The organism is Labrys wisconsinensis, assembly GCF_030814995.1.
GTDB classification, from domain to species: Bacteria; Pseudomonadota; Alphaproteobacteria; order Rhizobiales; family Labraceae; genus Labrys; species Labrys wisconsinensis.
In genome coordinates this window covers 489,980-504,991 of sequence record NZ_JAUSVX010000001.1, presented here as the reverse complement: position 1 = coordinate 504,991, position 15,012 = coordinate 489,980, and the positions used below count along the sequence as shown (strand labels likewise).

The 15,012-nt window shown below is 70.2% G+C and carries 17 protein-coding genes; 12 read left to right on the top strand and 5 right to left on the bottom strand.

Annotated features, from left to right (window positions below):
* Positions 1 to 43: 43 nt before the first annotated feature.
* Positions 44 to 433, top strand: coding sequence for a hypothetical protein (locus QO011_RS02295; protein WP_307267098.1), 390 nt, complete (start codon positions 44 to 46; stop codon positions 431 to 433).
* A 19-nt stretch (positions 434 to 452) separates the two neighbouring features.
* Here QO011_RS02295 and QO011_RS02290 read toward each other — a convergent pair whose 3' ends face one another.
* Positions 453 to 1,358 (bottom strand): sugar phosphate isomerase/epimerase family protein, encoded by a 906-nt coding sequence (locus tag QO011_RS02290; protein ID WP_307267095.1) that lies wholly within the window; start codon positions 1,356 to 1,358, stop codon positions 453 to 455.
* Between the two features lie 179 nt (positions 1,359 to 1,537).
* Here QO011_RS02290 and QO011_RS02285 point away from each other — a divergent pair, with 179 nt between their 5' ends.
* The 10 genes from QO011_RS02285 (at position 1,538) to ptsN (ending at position 10,113) form a co-directional block, all read left to right on the top strand.
* The gene (locus QO011_RS02285) at positions 1,538 to 2,287 is read left to right on the top strand and encodes an ABC transporter ATP-binding protein (protein ID WP_307267093.1); all 750 of its coding nucleotides are present in this window, start codon (positions 1,538 to 1,540) and stop codon (positions 2,285 to 2,287) included.
* The gene (locus tag QO011_RS02280; protein ID WP_307267091.1) at positions 2,284 to 3,096 is read left to right on the top strand and encodes an ABC transporter permease; all 813 of its coding nucleotides are present in this window, start codon (positions 2,284 to 2,286) and stop codon (positions 3,094 to 3,096) included. The genes QO011_RS02285 and QO011_RS02280 overlap by 4 nt, the downstream gene beginning before the upstream one ends.
* A gap of 172 nt (positions 3,097 to 3,268) precedes the next feature.
* On the top strand, positions 3,269 to 4,639 hold the full coding sequence (locus QO011_RS02275) for a polyhydroxyalkanoate depolymerase (RefSeq protein WP_307267088.1): 1,371 nt from the start codon (positions 3,269 to 3,271) through the stop codon (positions 4,637 to 4,639).
* A gap of 92 nt (positions 4,640 to 4,731) precedes the next feature.
* Entirely contained in the window at positions 4,732 to 5,430 is a 699-nt protein-coding gene (gene modB / locus QO011_RS02270) for a molybdate ABC transporter permease subunit (RefSeq protein ID WP_307267086.1), read from the top strand.
* A gap of 67 nt (positions 5,431 to 5,497) precedes the next feature.
* Positions 5,498 to 5,719, top strand: coding sequence for a hypothetical protein (locus QO011_RS02265; RefSeq protein WP_307267083.1), 222 nt, complete (start codon positions 5,498 to 5,500; stop codon positions 5,717 to 5,719).
* Complete coding sequence (locus QO011_RS02260) at positions 5,720 to 6,163, top strand: type II toxin-antitoxin system VapC family toxin (protein WP_307267081.1); 444 nt, start codon at positions 5,720 to 5,722, stop codon at positions 6,161 to 6,163.
* On the top strand, positions 6,160 to 7,788 hold the full coding sequence (locus tag QO011_RS02255) for an ABC transporter ATP-binding protein (RefSeq protein ID WP_307267080.1): 1,629 nt from the start codon (positions 6,160 to 6,162) through the stop codon (positions 7,786 to 7,788). Before QO011_RS02260 ends, QO011_RS02255 begins: the two co-directional genes overlap by 4 nt.
* Positions 7,789 to 7,859: 71 nt before the next feature.
* Positions 7,860 to 8,801, top strand: coding sequence for a 2-hydroxyacid dehydrogenase (locus QO011_RS02250; RefSeq protein ID WP_307267077.1), 942 nt, complete (start codon positions 7,860 to 7,862; stop codon positions 8,799 to 8,801).
* Positions 8,802 to 9,000: 199 nt separating this feature from the next.
* Entirely contained in the window at positions 9,001 to 9,588 is a 588-nt protein-coding gene (gene hpf / locus QO011_RS02245) for a ribosome hibernation-promoting factor, HPF/YfiA family (protein ID WP_307267075.1), read from the top strand.
* A gap of 60 nt (positions 9,589 to 9,648) precedes the next feature.
* Complete coding sequence (gene ptsN / locus QO011_RS02240; protein WP_307267072.1) at positions 9,649 to 10,113, top strand: PTS IIA-like nitrogen regulatory protein PtsN; 465 nt, start codon at positions 9,649 to 9,651, stop codon at positions 10,111 to 10,113.
* A 17-nt stretch (positions 10,114 to 10,130) separates the two neighbouring features.
* Here the strand turns inward: ptsN and dapB are convergent, their stop codons facing one another.
* The 4 genes from dapB to QO011_RS02220 all read right to left on the bottom strand — a co-directional run bounded on the left by dapB (position 10,131) and on the right by QO011_RS02220 (position 13,645).
* The gene (gene dapB, locus QO011_RS02235) at positions 10,131 to 10,946 is read right to left on the bottom strand and encodes a 4-hydroxy-tetrahydrodipicolinate reductase (protein WP_307267070.1); all 816 of its coding nucleotides are present in this window, start codon (positions 10,944 to 10,946) and stop codon (positions 10,131 to 10,133) included.
* 74 nt (positions 10,947 to 11,020) lie between these two features.
* Positions 11,021 to 11,470 carry a GNAT family N-acetyltransferase gene (locus tag QO011_RS02230; protein WP_307267067.1) on the bottom strand — a complete coding sequence of 150 codons (450 nt, stop codon included), beginning with the start codon at positions 11,468 to 11,470 and terminating at the stop codon, positions 11,021 to 11,023.
* Positions 11,471 to 11,523: 53 nt separating this feature from the next.
* Entirely contained in the window at positions 11,524 to 12,201 is a 678-nt protein-coding gene (gene tsaB, locus QO011_RS02225; RefSeq protein ID WP_307267065.1) for a tRNA (adenosine(37)-N6)-threonylcarbamoyltransferase complex dimerization subunit type 1 TsaB, read from the bottom strand.
* Positions 12,202 to 12,277: 76 nt separating this feature from the next.
* Positions 12,278 to 13,645 carry an ATP-binding protein gene (locus QO011_RS02220; protein ID WP_442358301.1) on the bottom strand — a complete coding sequence of 456 codons (1,368 nt, stop codon included), beginning with the start codon at positions 13,643 to 13,645 and terminating at the stop codon, positions 12,278 to 12,280.
* A 282-nt stretch (positions 13,646 to 13,927) separates the two neighbouring features.
* Here QO011_RS02220 and QO011_RS02215 point away from each other — a divergent pair, with 282 nt between their 5' ends.
* Positions 13,928 to 15,010, top strand: coding sequence for a DUF2336 domain-containing protein (locus QO011_RS02215; RefSeq protein ID WP_307267059.1), 1,083 nt, complete (start codon positions 13,928 to 13,930; stop codon positions 15,008 to 15,010).
* The last annotated feature ends 2 nt before the right edge of the window (positions 15,011 to 15,012 follow it).

Genomic DNA, 15,012 nt, shown 5'->3' with positions numbered 1-15,012 from the left:
CCTGACGTTAAGGCAGGCATGCTTTCCTGCCCGGATGGAGAAGATGGATCTCATCCGGTTCGTCACCGACGCCCGCCATGCGCCCTATGGCCATCGCAGCGGAATCTTGCAGGCCGCCTATGGCCTGCTTGCCGACGGCGGCCCGGCGGATCCGCAGCAAGCCGAGCTCCGCTCGCTGGTCGACTGGTTCGAGCGACACCTCGCCAAGCCGAGCCGATTCACGGTGTCCCGCTATCCCAGGGCGCAGGAGACGGCGATCTCCTGGATCCGGGGCTCGGCCCGCGAGCATGTCGTGCGTCTCCGGCGCCTCGTTGCTCTCGTCGAGGTGGCCGGGATCGCGGTGACGGAGCTTCGGACCCGCCGCCCCGGCTATGTCGTCTACGAGGACGACCACCAGGTCGTCGCCCTGCCGTTCGCGGACACCGCGCGCTGAGCGGGAAACGCCCGGGCCGTCAGGCCGTGCGCAACCGGTCGGCCAGGCCCCGCGAGGCGGCGATCGCCTCCCGCTGGTCGCGCCAGAAGCGCGGATTGAGCTCGTGAATGGCGACCACCCCGGCCGGGAAGCGGCAGCGCTCGGCGATGGCGTCCCAGGGCAGGGCGCCCCAGCCGAGCGGCAGGTGCAGGTCGCCGGTGCCGAAGGCGACCGCCTCGGCGCCGGCATAGGTCCAGGGCAGGTCGGGCTGGCCGAAGGAGTCGTGCAGGTGCAGATGGCGGGCATAGGGCGCGAGCGCCTCGGCCTCGGCCAGGAAGTCATGGCCGTGCTGGGCGGCGTGGATGAAGCCGTGGCTGAGGTCGAAGGTGGCGCGCACGGCGGGATGGCCGATGGCGGCGATCTCGCGGGCGAGCCGCGCCGGGCTCGGCGTCGCCACGAAGGGCGGCCAGTCGAAGAGGTTCTCCACGCACAGGATCACGCCGTGCGGCGCGGCGAACTCGCCGGCCTTGGCAAGCCATTCGCGCTGGCGGGCATAGGCGTCCTCGGCTCCGGCCAGCTCGCCCTCCTGCAGCATGCCGGCATGGACGACGAGGTGGCGCGCGCCGATGCGGGCGGCGATCTCGACGAAGGCCTTGGTCACCTCCAGGAAGCGCGGCAGCCGCGGCGCCGGCGCCATGAAGTTGGTGGCGAGCGGCCCGTGCACGGTGAAGCCGTGGCTGCGGTCGCGGCAGGCGAGCTCGAGCTCGCGGATGCGGCCCTGCAGCGGCCGGCCGCCGACCAGCAGGTCGAAGGCGTAGGCCGGCAGCTCGACCATGTCGAGGCCGAGATCGGCGAGCTCGTCCAGGCCCTGCGCCAGGGTGGACAGATCGGGCTGGCCTTCGCGGGCGGCGAGGCCGATGGGAATGCGGGCGGGCATGCCGGACATGGGCAGGGATCCTCAACGGGGCGACCGAACCGATAGGCGGTGATGCCGACGGGCTTGCGACAGCCGGCGCCCGCGACGCTTTTCCGTTTCCGACGCGATCGAAAGCGCTTTAGCGTGACGGCCCCGTCCACGGACCACCCGACGCGTTGCCCGACGATCGCTCCTCCCGCCCTTCCGCCATGCCGGCGCCCGCGGCCATCGCCGGCGAGGCGCTGCGCAAGGTCTATGGCGCCACGGTCGCGGTCGACGCGGTGAGCTTCGCCATCGCGCCGGGGTCGATCACCGCGCTGCTCGGCGGCAACGGCGCCGGCAAGTCGACGACCATCGGCATGCTGATGGGCCTGATCACGCCGACGGCCGGGCGGGCCCATGTCCTCGGCGCCGACATGGCGCGCGAACGCTACCGGGTGCTGCATCGGATGAACTTCGAGAGCCCCTATGTCGACATGCCGCACCGTCTCACCGTCCGGCAGAATCTCAAGGTGTTCGGCATGCTCTACGGCGTCGGCGACATTGCCGGCCGCATCGCCGCGCTGGCCGAGGGGCTGGCGCTCGGCGAGTTCCTCGACCGTCCGGCCGGCAAGCTCTCGGCCGGCCAGAAGACGCGCGTCGCCCTGGCCAAGGCGCTGATCAACGAGCCGGACGTGCTGCTGCTCGACGAGCCGACCGCTTCGCTCGATCCCGACACGGCCGACTGGGTGCGCAGCCATATCGAGCGCTATCGCGACCGGCGCGCCGCCACCATCCTGCTCGCCTCCCACAACATGGGCGAGGTGGAGCGCCTGTGCGACCGGGTGATCATGCTGAAGGCCGGGCGCATCGTCGACGACGACACGCCCGCCGGCCTGCTCAGGCGCTACGGGCGCGACGACCTGGAGGAGGTGTTCCTGGACGTCGCCCGCGGGCACGGGGAGCGCGCCCGGCCATGACGCGGACCTCGCCCGCCTTCTCGCCCGCCCGCGTCGCCGCCCTGGTGCTGCGCTATCTCTACCTCCTGCGCTCGTCCTGGCCGCGGCTGCTCGAGCTGATCTACTGGCCCGCGATGCAGCTCCTGGTCTGGGGCTTCCTGCAGAGCTACATCGCCCGCAACGCCTCGACGCCGGCGCTGGTGGCCGGCACCTTCGTCGGCTCGGTGCTGCTGTGGGACATCCTGTTCCGCGGCCAGATGGGCTTCTCCATCACCTTCCTGGAGGAGATGTGGTCGCGCAACATGGGCAACCTGATGATGAGCCCGCTGCGCCCGACCGAATTCGTGCTGGCGCTGATGGCGATGAGCCTGGTGCGCCTCGCCATCGGCATGCTGCCGGTGACGGCGATGGCGCTCTTCTTCTTCGGCTTCAACCTCTACGGCTTCGGCCTGGCGCTGGTGTTCTTCTTCGTCAACCTGATCCTGACGAGCTGGGCGGTCGGCATCGTCGTGTCCGGGCTGATCCTGCGCAACGGCATGGGCGCGGAGGGCCTGGCGTGGTCGCTGATGTTCCTGATGATGCCGCTCGCCTGCGTCTACTACCCCGTCGCCACGCTGCCGGCCGTCCTCCGGCCGGTCGCCTGGGCCCTGCCGCCGACCTATGTGTTCGAGGGCATGCGGGCGCTGGTGATCGACCATGTGCTGCGCGCCGACCTGATGCTGACCGCCTTCGCGATCAACGCCGCGCTCTTCGCCGTGGCCGTGCTCGTCTTCGTGCGCCTGCTCGACGGCGCCCGGCGGCAGGGCATGCTGATGCAGATGGGCGAGTGAACAAAAGGCGTGGGAAACCTGTTTCCCTTTTGTCACGCCGATGGAAACAGCATTCTTCAGACTAGTTATTTTGGGCGAAGATGTTAACGTTTTCGTGACAGGGTTCTGGCCATGAGCACGGCGTTTCGCATGCCATGGCAAAGGCGTCGGTGCTGAGATGTTCGACGGTTCGATGGACGGTTCTGGTTACAGCGGCGGCGCCTTCGGCGCCTTCTCCATGCCGGTCTACAGCCTCTATGAGGCGACGCACGCGGCGCTCGGGCCGGCCCGGGCGCTGTCCGATGCGACCAAGGCCTATTTCCTCAATCCCGGCAATCCCTTCTCCCATACGCCCTGGGGCAAGTCGGTCGCCGCGGCCTGCGAGGTGTTCGAGCGCGTCACCCGGCGCTACGGCAAGCCGGCCTTCGGCCTCGATACCACGCTGGTCGGCGGCGAGCGGGTGTCGGTGCGCGAGGAGATCGTCTGGCAGCGCCCGTTCTGCAAGCTGATCCACTTCGCCCGCGCCATCAAGGCGCAGCGCCGTCCCGACCCGAAGATCCTCTTGGTGGCGCCGATGTCGGGCCACTATGCCACGCTGCTGCGCGGCACGGTCGCGGCCTTCCTGCCCAACCACGAGGTCTACATCACCGACTGGGAAGACGCGCGCATGGTGCCGCTGTCGGCGGGCAGCTTCGACCTCGACGACTATATCGACTATGTCGTCTCCATGCTGCACGCGCTGGGGCCGGACACGCACGTCGTCGGCGTGTGCCAGCCTTCGGTGCCGGTCATGGCCGCCGTCTCCCGCATGGAGGCGGAGAAGGATCCCTACATCCCCCTCACCATGACGCTGATGGGCGGGCCGATCGACACGCGGCTGTCGCCGACCAAGGTCAACGAGGTGGCGGTGGAGAAGGGGCTCGGCTGGTTCCGCCGCAACGTCATCGCCAAGGTGCCGTTCCCGCATCCCGGCTTCATGCGCGAGGTCTATCCCGGCTTCCTGCAGCTCACCGGCTTCATGACCATGAACCTCGACCGGCATGTCGACGCGCACAAGGAGCTCTATTTCAACCTGGTGCGGGGTGACGGCGACAACGCCCAGAAGCATCGCGAGTTCTACGACGAATACCTCTCGGTGATGGACCTGACCGCCGAATTCTACATCCAGACGGTCGACACGGTGTTCATCAAATATGCCCTGGCCAAGGGCGAGATGACCCATCGCGGCAAGCCGGTCGACCCCGGCGCGATCCGCAACGTGGCGCTCCTGACCATCGAGGGCGAGAACGACGACATCACCGGCCATGGCCAGACCCATGCGGCGCACGCGCTCTGCCCGAACATCCCGGCGGAGAAGAAGGCGCAGTACACGCAGATGAGCGTCGGGCATTACGGCGTGTTCAACGGCTCGCGCTTCCGGGCCGAGATCGCCCCGCGCATCGCCGATTTCGTCCGCTCCAACCCGCGCAAGAGCGACGTGCCGAAGGGCGGCAACCTGGTGGCGCTCGACACCAAGCGCATGAAGAGCGCCAGGCCGCGCCTGGACCGCCCGGCGGCGGAGTAGCGCCGGCCAGCCACGGCGATTATTGCGCGTCGGTGGCGGGCGTTCTATTCAGCGGGATATGGCGGCCGCCCCGGCCGACGTCCCGGAGGCTCATGGTCGCCCTCACGCCCGAAGAATGGACCGCCGTCGCGCTGAGCCTCAAGGTCTCCAGCGTGGCGACGCTGGCCTCGCTCCCCTTCGGCGTCGCGGCAGCCTGGCTGCTGGCGCGCACGCGCTTTCCCGGCAAGGCGCTGTTCGACGGGCTGGTGCACCTGCCGCTGGTGCTGCCGCCGGTCGTCACCGGCTATGTCCTGCTCCTGCTGTTCGGCCGCAGGGGTCCGATCGGCGGCTTCCTGGCCGAGCAGTTCGGGCTGGTCTTCGCCTTCCGCTGGACCGGTGCGGCGCTCGCCTGCGCCGTCATGGGCTTCCCGCTGCTGGTGCGAGCCATCCGCCTCTCCATCGAGGCGATCGACCCGAAGCTGGAGAGCGCCGCCGGCACGCTCGGCGCCCGCCCTTCGCTGGTCTTCCTCACCGTGACGCTGCCGCTGGCGCTGCCCGGCATCATCGCCGGGCTGGTGCTGGCCTTCGCCAAGTCCCTCGGCGAGTTCGGCGCCACCATCACCTTCGTCTCCAACATCCCCGGCGAGACGCAGACCATCCCCGCGGCGATCTACACCTATACCCAGACGCCGGACGGCGATGCCGGCGCCCTGCGCCTGACGCTGGTGGCGGCGGCGGTGGCGCTGGCGGCGCTGGTCGCCTCGGAGTGGCTGGCGCGGCGCGCCCGCGGCCGCGCGGCCGGCATGGAGTAGGACGTGAAGTCCTTTGGACAGGCCGTGCGATCGCGCTACATTGTGAACGGTGCTTCGCGGACGTGCCATGAACCAGATCGTCAAAGTCGACTATCCCGTTTCCAAGCTTCCGGCGGATATCCGCCGTGATCTCGATCCCGACCGTCCGGCGACGGTCGTCGTGACTCAGGCGTCCGACGGAAATGCGGGACCGATAAGTCGCTTCGTCGGACGGTTCGGCAGGCGTGACGTTTCCAGCCACGAAGCGGTTGCCCGGATCCGGTCGCTCCGCCATGAGTGGGACGAGTGAATGGCGCCACGGATCTATATCGATACGAACATCTTCATCACTCTCGTGGAAGGCTCACCAACACCCTCACTCACCGAGGTCATAGCGCTGGTCGAATCGGGCAAGGCTCTCGCCTTCACTAGCGACCTGACTATCGCGGAGGTGTTGGTTCACCCCTATGCAGACGGCGACGATGCACGGGCACAGGCCTATATAGACATGATCTCTCCGAACGAGGTGATGCGCATCGTTCCGGTCGAGCGCGAGGTTCTAATCAGAGCTGCACGCCTCCGATCCCTGCGTCGCTCGCTCAAGCTGCCGGATGCAATCCACGCCGCGAGTGCTGAATTGGCGGACTGCGGAATATTTCTGTCGAACGACGCCGATATCGAGGTGCGAGGCCCCATGCAGCGTGTGGGACTCGAGGAGGACGACCTGCAGGCTCTGATCGCGTTTCTCGCATGACCGCTCCCCTCCTCTCCGTGCGGGACCTCTCCGTCGCCTTCCATCAGGAGGGGCAGGCGTCGCTGGCCGTCGACCGGGTCTCTTTCGCCCTCGACAAGGGCGAGACTCTCGCCATCGTCGGGGAATCGGGGTCCGGCAAGTCGGTGACGGCGCTCTCCATCGTGCAGCTCCTCAACTACCCCGCCGCCTCCCATCCTTCCGGCGAGATCCTGTTCAAGGGCCGCAACCTCGTCGGCGCCGGCGAGGAGGCCATGCGCCGGGTGCGCGGCGCCGACATCACCATGGTGTTCCAGGAGCCGATGACGTCGCTCAACCCGCTGCACACCATCGAGCGGCAGGTGGGGGAGATCCTGAAAGTCCATCGCGGCCTCCGGGGCGCCGCCGCCCGCCGCCGCACGCTCGAGCTCCTCGACCAGGTCGGCATCCGCGATGCCGAGAGCCGGCTCGGCGCCTTTCCGCACCAGCTCTCCGGCGGCCAGCGCCAGCGCGTGATGATCGCCATGGCGCTCGCCAACGAGCCCGACCTCCTGATCGCCGACGAGCCGACCACGGCGCTCGACGTCACCGTGCAGGCGCAGATCCTGACCCTGCTCAAGGAGATCCAGGGCCGGCTCGGCATGGCGATGCTGTTCATCACCCACGACCTCGGCATCGTGCGCAAGATCGCCGACCGGGTCTGCGTCATGCTGAAGGGGCAGGTGGTCGAGGCCGGGCCGACGGCGGAGATCTTCGCCGCGCCGCAGCACGACTATACCCGCCGCCTGCTCGCCGCCGAGCCGAAGGGCGAGCCGCAGCCGGTCGCCGCCGAGGCGCCGGTGGTGGTGCGCACCGACGGCCTCAAGGTCTGGTTCCCGATCAAGACCGGGCTGCTGCGCCGTACTACCGGGCATGTGAAGGCGGTCGACGGGGTGGCGGTGACGGTGCGCACCGGCGAGACGCTCGGCGTGGTCGGCGAGAGCGGCTCGGGCAAGACCACGCTCGGCCTCGCCGTGCTGCGGCTGATCGCCAGCGAGGGGCCGATCCTCTATCTCGGGCGCGACATCCAGGGCTTCGACGCGGCAGCCATGCGGCCGCTGCGCCGGGAGATGCAGGTGGTGTTCCAGGACCCCTACGGCTCGCTGTCGCCGCGCATGTCGGTGGCCGAGATCGTCGGGGAGGGGCTCAAGGTCCAGAATCCGCGGCTGCGGGCGGCCGAGCGGCGCGCCAGGGTGGCACGGGCGCTCGCCGATGTCGGCCTCGACCCCGCGACCATGGACCGCTACCCCCACGAGTTCTCCGGCGGCCAGCGCCAGCGCATCGCCATTGCCCGGGCCATGGCGCTGGAGCCGAAATTCGTGGTGCTGGACGAGCCGACCTCGGCGCTCGACATGTCGGTGCAGGCGCAGATCGTCGACCTTCTGCGCACGCTGCAGGCGACGCGGAACCTCGCCTATCTCTTCATCAGCCACGACCTCAAGGTGGTGCGGGCGCTCGCCAACCAGGTGGTGGTGATGCGTCACGGCCAGGTGGTCGAGCAGGGCCCGGCCAGGCAGATCTTCGAGAGCCCGCAGACCGACTATACCAAGGCGCTGATCGCTGCGGCCTTCGCCATCGAGACCACCCGGGACGACGTGGTGGCGCAGTAGGGGCCCGGGCCGCGCTTGCGAGCGGCCGGCCCGGGCGCTAGCACAGGCCGCGCCCGTCAATGCGAGTCGCCATGGCCATCCTCCTGTGCATCACCCAATGGGACGTCGCGCCCTGGCTGGAGCGCCTCCGGCGCCTGGCGCCCGAGCGCGACATCCGCGCCTGGCCGGAGGTCGGCGACCCCGCCGACATCACCTATGCCGCGGTGTGGAAGCAGCCGGCGGGCATCCTGGCCGGGCTGCCGAACCTCAAGGGCATCGTCTCGCTGGGAGCCGGCGTCGACCATGTCTTCGCCGATCCCGATCTGCCCGACGTGCCGATCGCCCGCGTGGTCGACGCGGATCTCACCAGCCGGATGAGCGAATGGGTGGTGCTGCACGCCCTGATGCATCTGCGGCGCCAGCGGCTCTACGACACGCTGCAGCGCGAGCGCCGGTGGGAGGATGTCCGCCCGGCGCCCGGCGCGCGGGAGCTGCGGGTCGGCGTCATGGGGCTCGGCGTGCTCGGGCAGGATGCGGCCAGGAAGCTCGCCGTCATCGGCTTCGATGTCGCCGGCTGGAGCCGGACGCCGAGGACGGTCGAGGGCATCGCCACCTTTTCCGGCGACGGGCTCGACGCCTTCCTGGCGCGCACCGATCTCCTGGTGGCGCTGATGCCGCTGACGCCGGAGACGCACGGCATCCTCGATGCCGCCCTGCTCCGCAAGCTTGCCCGCGACGGGGTGTTCGGGGCGCCGGTCCTGATGAATGCCGGGCGCGGCGGCCTCCAGGTCGAGGCCGACATCCTCGCCGCCCTCGACGACGGCACCCTGGCGGCGGCGACGCTGGACGTGTTCGAGACCGAGCCGCTGCCGGCCGGCAGCCGGCTGTGGACGCATCCCGGCGTCACGGTGACGCCGCACGTCGCCGCCATCTCCGACGAGGATGCGGTCGGGCGCTTCGTCCTGCGGCAGATCGTCCGGCACGAGCAGGGCCTCGGCTTCGAAACGCCTGTGGATCGCGCCCGCCGCTACTGACGCGGCGAGCCGGCCAACGCGGCGCAAGCGGCGCTTCGGAGGCCCGGATCGGCAGCGGACGGAGCGATAAACCGCATTCGAAGGCGCCTCGAGCCTCAGATTGACGGCGGGTTCGGACGGGCCTACCTAATGGGGTGGCCCGGCCTGCATGCCGGGCGCTGAGCGGTCCCTGCGGACCCGGCCTGAAACGGAGCGAAGCATGACGCTACGTGTCTCCGGCAAGAATCTCGACATCGGCGAGGCTTTGCGAACCCACGTGCACGCGCGGGTCGGCGACGCCATGGCGCGGTTCTTCGAAGGTGGCTTTGCCGGCCATGTCACGGTGCAGAAGGAGGGCGGGGCCTTTCGCACCGATTGCCTCATCCACCTGCCGACCGGCCTGACGCTGCAGACGGAATCGATGGCGCACGATCCGCATGCCAGCGTCGACCTCGCGGCCGAGCGCCTGGCCAAGCGCCTCAAGCGTCACAAGCAGCGCATCCGCGACCATCACCAGGGCGCAGGCGACCTCGATGCCCCCGGCGGCCTCGATGCCGTCGAGCACGTCATCGAGATGCCTGGCGACGAAGCGGAGGCGGACGGGTTCGCCCCGGTCGTCATCGCCGAGAGCACCAAGCGCATGAAGAGCCTGTCGGTCAGCGAGGCGGTCGGCGACCTCGATCTCTCCGGGGCGGGGGTGCTGGTGTTCCGTCACGCTGGACATGGGCGCGTGAACGTGGTTTACCGCCGGCCCGACGGCCATATCGGCTGGATCGATCTGCCCACGGCTTCCGCCGATGTGGTGTGACGAGTTTATGCAGCGCCTGCCGGCACAACGGCAGGGCAGCTTCCATCCGACGAGGACGTTATGCCCTTGAGCGATCTTCTGGCGCCGGACGCCGTGCTTCCTGCGTTGCGAGTGAACTCGAAAAAACAGGCCCTGCAGGAGATTTCCGAGAGGGCGGCCGCCCTGACCGGGGTCGGTGAGCGCGAGATCTTCGACATCCTGCTGCAGCGCGAGCGCCTGGGCTCCACCGGCGTCGGCAACGGCATCGCCATACCGCACGGCAAGCTCGGCAAGATCAGCCGCTTGTTCGGCCTGTTCGCCCGGCTGGAGCGGCCGATCGACTACGAGGCGATCGACGGCCAGCCGGTGGATCTGATCTTCCTCCTGCTGGCGCCGGAACCGGCCGGCGCCGACCATTTGCGGGCCCTGTCGCGGGTGGCGCGCCTGCTGCGCGATCCGGCGATGGTGCAGTCGCTGCGCCATACCCGCGACGCGGCGACGCTGTACACGCTGCTCAGCACCGAGCCCACCTCCCACGCGGCTTGAGCGTCGCGCGGGGGCTCTCAGAGGTCGCTGAGGCCGAGCACGTCGGCCATGCCGTAGAGCCCCGGCTTGCGGCCGCGGCCCCACAGGGCGGCCCGTAGCGCGCCCTTGGCGAACAGGGCGCGGCTCTCCGCCCGATGGCTGATCTCGATCCTCTCCCCGTCGCCGGCGAAGATCACGGTGTGGTCGCCGACCACGGTGCCGCCCCGCAGCGTGGCGAAACCGATGTCGCCGCGGCCGCGCGCGCCGGTATGGCCGTCGCGGACCCGCTCGGAGCGGGCGTCGAGATCGATGCCGCGGCCGGCAGCCGCAGCCCGGCCGAGCAGCAGCGCCGTGCCGGAGGGCGCGTCGACCTTGCGGTTGTGGTGCATTTCCAGGATCTCGATGTCGAAGTCCTCGTCCAGCGTCCGGGCGATGCGCTTGACCACGGCCGCGAGCAGGTTGACGCCAAGGCTCATGTTGCCGGACTTGACGATCACGGCGTGGCGTGCCGCCGCCTTGACCCTGGCCTCGTCCTCCGCCGACATGCCCGTCGTGCCGATGACATGGACGATGCGCATCTGCGCGGCGAGGGCGGCGAACTCCACCGAGGCGGCGGGCGCGGTGAAGTCGACGATGCCGTCCGCCGTGGTCAGCAGCGCCAGCGGATCGTCCGTGACGACGACGCCGTTGGCATCGAGGCCGGCGAGGCGCCCCGCATCGGCGCCGACGGCCGCCGCGCCGGCGCGCTCCACGGCGCCGGCGAGCGTCATGCCCGGGGTCTCGGCAATCAGGCGGATCAGGGTCTGGCCCATGCGCCCGCCCGCTCCGGTGACGACCAGCCGCATGTCGGCCATGTGCTTCTCCCTGATGCCCGCGGGCGCCCTGCGGCCCTCCGGGGAGCGCTCTATAGCGCGCTGCCCGGAGGCGCTCAACCGAGCGGGCGACGCATGACGATGGCGGTGGCGGGCGTCCGGCCCGGACGCTTGTAATAGCCGGCGCGGCGGCCGATCTCGGCGAAGCCGAAGCGGTGGTAGAGCTTGAGCGCCGGGGCATTGTCCTCGGCCACCTCGAGGAACACGGTGCGGGCCCCGCGGCCGGCGAGCCGGCCGAAATGCAAGGTGAGGATCGCCCTGGCGAGGCCGGCGCCGCGGGCGCTCGGCAGCACCGCGACGGTGAGGAGCTCGGCCTCGTCCAGGACGATGCGCGACAGGGCGAAGCCGTTCGGCACGCCGCGCCCGCCGGGCCGGGCGAGGTGACCGAGCACGGCCCTGTCGGCGAGAAGGCGCTCGAACTCGGCCACGTCCCAGCCGCGCTCGAAGCCGGTGACGTGGATGGCGGCGAGAGCGTCGGCATCGGCCGAGCGTGCCGCGACGATCACCGGCGGCGGTCCGGGCCGTCGGAGCCGTCCGGGCCGTCGGAGCCAGGACAGGATCATGCCCTGGCGACCCGACCGCCCTGCTGCGGCGTCGCGTCGGCCGGCTTGAGGTAATAGGGGATCGGCCGCGCCGTCTGCGGATCGGCGGCGAGGCCGAGGCGCGCCACCCAGACGATGTCGGGCGCCGGCTGGCTGTCGACCACCACACCCCTGGCGCCGGCCGCCCTCGCCTCGTCGAGCAGGAGGGGCGCGGCCGGTCCGGCTAGCTTGACCACGCCGGTGCCGAGCAGGCGTGCCGCCTCGCGCACCGGCAGGCAGCGGGCCTCGACCAGGCTGCGCCCGCGGGCGGAGAAGAGCTGGAAATAGATCTGGCCGTGCCGGGCATCGATGGCGGCGGCCACGGCCTGGCCGCTCTCCTCGCGCAGATGCGGCCCGGCGATGGCGGCGAGGGTCGAGACGCCGATGCAGGGCGCGCCGAGCGCCAGGGCGAAGGCCCGCCCGGCGGCGATGGCCACGCGCAGGCCGGTGAACGAGCCCGGCCCGACCGTCACGGCGATGCGATCCAGCACTTCGAAGCCGCCGCCCTGCGCCACGACGCGGGCGACGAGCGGCGCCAGGGCCTCGGCATGGCCACGGGCCATGGTCAGGCTCTCCGCGGCGATCGCGCCGGCATCGTCGTCGAAGACGCAGGCGGCGCAGGCGTCGAGGGCGGTGTCGAGGGCGAGGATGCGCATCGGGCCTGTCCGGTCAAGCTGCCGGTATCGCAGGATTCCCGCATGGCGGGAAGGGCCTGAGCAGGTCCTCCCGAGGTCAGGGGGCCTCGTGCGTCCGATCCGGGATCTGGATGCGGAAGGTCGCGCCCAGCGTGCCGTCGACCAGGGCCACCGTGCCGCCATGGGCGCGGACGAGCTCGGCGGCGATGGCCAGGCCCAGGCCCGTGCCACCGGGCCGGGCCGAGCCGGAGAAGGCTTCGAACAGGCGCTGGCGCGCCTTGTCCGGCACGCCGGGGCCGGTGTCGGAGATCTCGATCAGCACGTCCGGGCCGGTGCGGCGCCCGGTGACGCGGATATGGTCGTGGGCCGGGTCGGTCTCGCCCTTGCCGCGCAGCGCCTCCAGCGCATTGCGCGACAGGTTGAGCAGCACGCGCGAGAGCTGGTCGGGATCGGCGTCGATGATGAGGTCCGGCTCGATCGATTCGATCCAGCCGACCTGGTCCTCTCCGCCGAGTCCGAGCAATTCGCGCACGTCGGTGACGAGCGGAGCGACCGGCACCGGCCGGCGCTGCGGCGGCTGCTCGACCGCCCGGCCGTAGGAGAGCGTCGACTGGCAGAAGGTGATCGCCCGGTCCAGCGTCTGCAGCAGCTTGGGCGCGAAGCGCTGCACCATCGGATCGTCGGAGTCGGTCAGGCGGTCGGAGAAGAGCTGGGCGGCCGCCAGCAGGTTGCGCAGGTCGTGGTTGATCTTGGCGACGGCCAGGCCGAGATTGGCCAGGCGGTTCTTCTGCTGCAGCGCGCCGGCGAGCTGGCGCTGCATGGCCGAGAGCTCGCGCTCGGCGACGCCGATCTCGTCGGTGCGGCTGGAGGCCTCGACGATGCGGCTCTGGTCCTCCGGGTTCTCGCCGAAGGCGACCATGGCATGGGTGAGGCGGCGCATCGGCCGGACGATCAGCCAGCTCAGGGCCAGATGGACCAGGCCCGCGGTGATGACGGCCACGGCCAGCGAGAACAAGAGGATGTTGCGGGCAAAGCGCAGCATCGCCTCGCGCAGCGGCGCCTCCGGCATGGTGAGCTCGATGAACTCGCCGTTCATCGGCGCATGCGCCATCACCCGCATGATGCGCCCGTCCGGCGCGGTCAGGGTGCCGAAGGCCTGGCGGATCATGTCCGGCCAGCCGAGATCGCGCAGGTCGACGGTGACGTCGATCTGCGGGGGCAGGTCGGAGGCGGCGAGGAGGCGGCGTGAATCCTTCATCTTGAGGACGACGGTCTTGGCGCCGATGCTGTCGAGGACCTGCATGGCCAGCTTCTCCGACACCATGCCGTTGGGCGCGGCCTCCAGCACCATGGCGGCGGTGACGGCTCCGGAGACGCGGTTGGTCAGCCAGTTCACCCGATAGTTCGCGACGGAGGGCACGGAGACGCAGACCACCGCCAGCATCACGAACAAAAGGGTGAGCATCAGGAGACGCGCGGACAGGCCGAAGCGGCCGATCACCCCGCTCTCTCCCGCCGGCTTGTTCACGAAACGCCGTCCCTAGACCGGTTCATTGCCTCGCTGACCATGCGGCGTGGCGCGCTGTTCGTCAAATCTGCCGTCGGGCGACAGTGTCGCATCTCGCGGGGCGAAGATGCTCCGCATCTCGCGGGGATAGCGACAAATCGGACGACGGGGTCAAACCTGTCTTAACCCATCGGCCGGTATGCTGAAACGACATAGCGCGGGCGGGAACGGGGGTCTCGGATGGTGGGTGACGATCTCCTGGAGCTGGCGCGCGAGCCTTCGTCGGAGAAGCGCAGTGCCCTGCTCAGGCGCATCACCGACCTGTTCTTCGACGGCCTGTCGGAACGCAACGTGTCCGAGAATGCGCTGTTCGACGAGATCGTGCTTCGGGTGATGCAGGATGTGGACGTGCGCGCGCGCGCCGCCTTCGCCGACCAGGTCGCCGACGAGGCCGGAGCTTCCCATCGCCTGGTGATGAGGCTGGCCCGCGACGAGATCGCCGTGGCACGCCCGGTGCTGGAGCGTTCGCCGGTGCTGGCCGACGCCCAGCTGGTCGAGCTGATCGCCGAGGTCGGCGACGAGCATCGCCAGGCGATCTGCCGGCGCCGCAGCCTCAGCGCCGTCGTGACGGACGTGCTGCTCGAGCATGGCAGCGCCAGCGTGCGCCACCTGCTCGTCGCCAATTCCGGAGCACGCTTCTCCACGCCCGGCTTCGGCCGGCTGGTGCAGCACGCCCAGTCCGACGAGAGCCTGCGCTACGGCCTCGCCAATCGGCCGGACCTGCCGGCGGACGTGGTCGGCGAGCTCTCGACGTTGCTCTCGGCCAAGCTCCGGGAAACCCTCGGCGCCATGGGCCTGGAAGCCTCCGACCAGGTGGCACCGGCGATGCTGCAGCAATTGCAGGCGCGGCTCTCCGCCAAGTTCGACGATCGCGAGCACGAGGTGCGCGAGGTCGCGGCCATGGCGCGGGACATCCGGGCGGGCCTCTCCACCATCGACCGCGAGGTCGCCGAGCTGGCGCGCGGCGACCGCGCCTTCGACATCGCCTCGCTGGTGGCGGACCTCGTCCATATCGACCACGCGACCGCGATGAAGGCGCTCTCCAGCCCGAACGAAGAGCCGATGATCGTGCTGATGCGCTGCCTCGACGCCTCCTGGGAGACCTTCGAGCAGGTGCTGGAGCTGCGCTGCAAGCGCCGGCGCGAAGCCTATGCCCGCAACCCGGCGCTGATGGCGGCCTATCACGGCATGGACCGCACCACGGCGCAGCGGGTGCTGCGCTTCCTGCAGGTGCGACGCACCTCGGAGACCCGCGCCGCCTGATC

Coding starts and splice junctions, on each gene's coding strand:
- QO011_RS02295 (WP_307267098.1), top strand. CDS start 44: ATGGATCTCATCCGGTTCGTCACCGACGCCCGCCATGCGCCCTATGGC.
- QO011_RS02290 (WP_307267095.1), bottom strand. CDS start 1,358: ATGTCCGGCATGCCCGCCCGCATTCCCATCGGCCTCGCCGCCCGCGAA.
- QO011_RS02285 (WP_307267093.1), top strand. CDS start 1,538: ATGCCGGCGCCCGCGGCCATCGCCGGCGAGGCGCTGCGCAAGGTCTAT.
- QO011_RS02280 (WP_307267091.1), top strand. CDS start 2,284: ATGACGCGGACCTCGCCCGCCTTCTCGCCCGCCCGCGTCGCCGCCCTG.
- QO011_RS02275 (WP_307267088.1), top strand. CDS start 3,269: ATGGACGGTTCTGGTTACAGCGGCGGCGCCTTCGGCGCCTTCTCCATG.
- modB (WP_307267086.1), top strand. CDS start 4,732: ATGGTCGCCCTCACGCCCGAAGAATGGACCGCCGTCGCGCTGAGCCTC.
- QO011_RS02265 (WP_307267083.1), top strand. CDS start 5,498: ATGAACCAGATCGTCAAAGTCGACTATCCCGTTTCCAAGCTTCCGGCG.
- QO011_RS02260 (WP_307267081.1), top strand. CDS start 5,720: ATGGCGCCACGGATCTATATCGATACGAACATCTTCATCACTCTCGTG.
- QO011_RS02255 (WP_307267080.1), top strand. CDS start 6,160: ATGACCGCTCCCCTCCTCTCCGTGCGGGACCTCTCCGTCGCCTTCCAT.
- QO011_RS02250 (WP_307267077.1), top strand. CDS start 7,860: ATGGCCATCCTCCTGTGCATCACCCAATGGGACGTCGCGCCCTGGCTG.
- hpf (WP_307267075.1), top strand. CDS start 9,001: ATGACGCTACGTGTCTCCGGCAAGAATCTCGACATCGGCGAGGCTTTG.
- ptsN (WP_307267072.1), top strand. CDS start 9,649: ATGCCCTTGAGCGATCTTCTGGCGCCGGACGCCGTGCTTCCTGCGTTG.
- dapB (WP_307267070.1), bottom strand. CDS start 10,946: ATGGCCGACATGCGGCTGGTCGTCACCGGAGCGGGCGGGCGCATGGGC.
- tsaB (WP_307267065.1), bottom strand. CDS start 12,201: ATGCGCATCCTCGCCCTCGACACCGCCCTCGACGCCTGCGCCGCCTGC.
- QO011_RS02220 (WP_442358301.1), bottom strand. CDS start 13,645: ATGCTCACCCTTTTGTTCGTGATGCTGGCGGTGGTCTGCGTCTCCGTG.
- QO011_RS02215 (WP_307267059.1), top strand. CDS start 13,928: ATGGTGGGTGACGATCTCCTGGAGCTGGCGCGCGAGCCTTCGTCGGAG.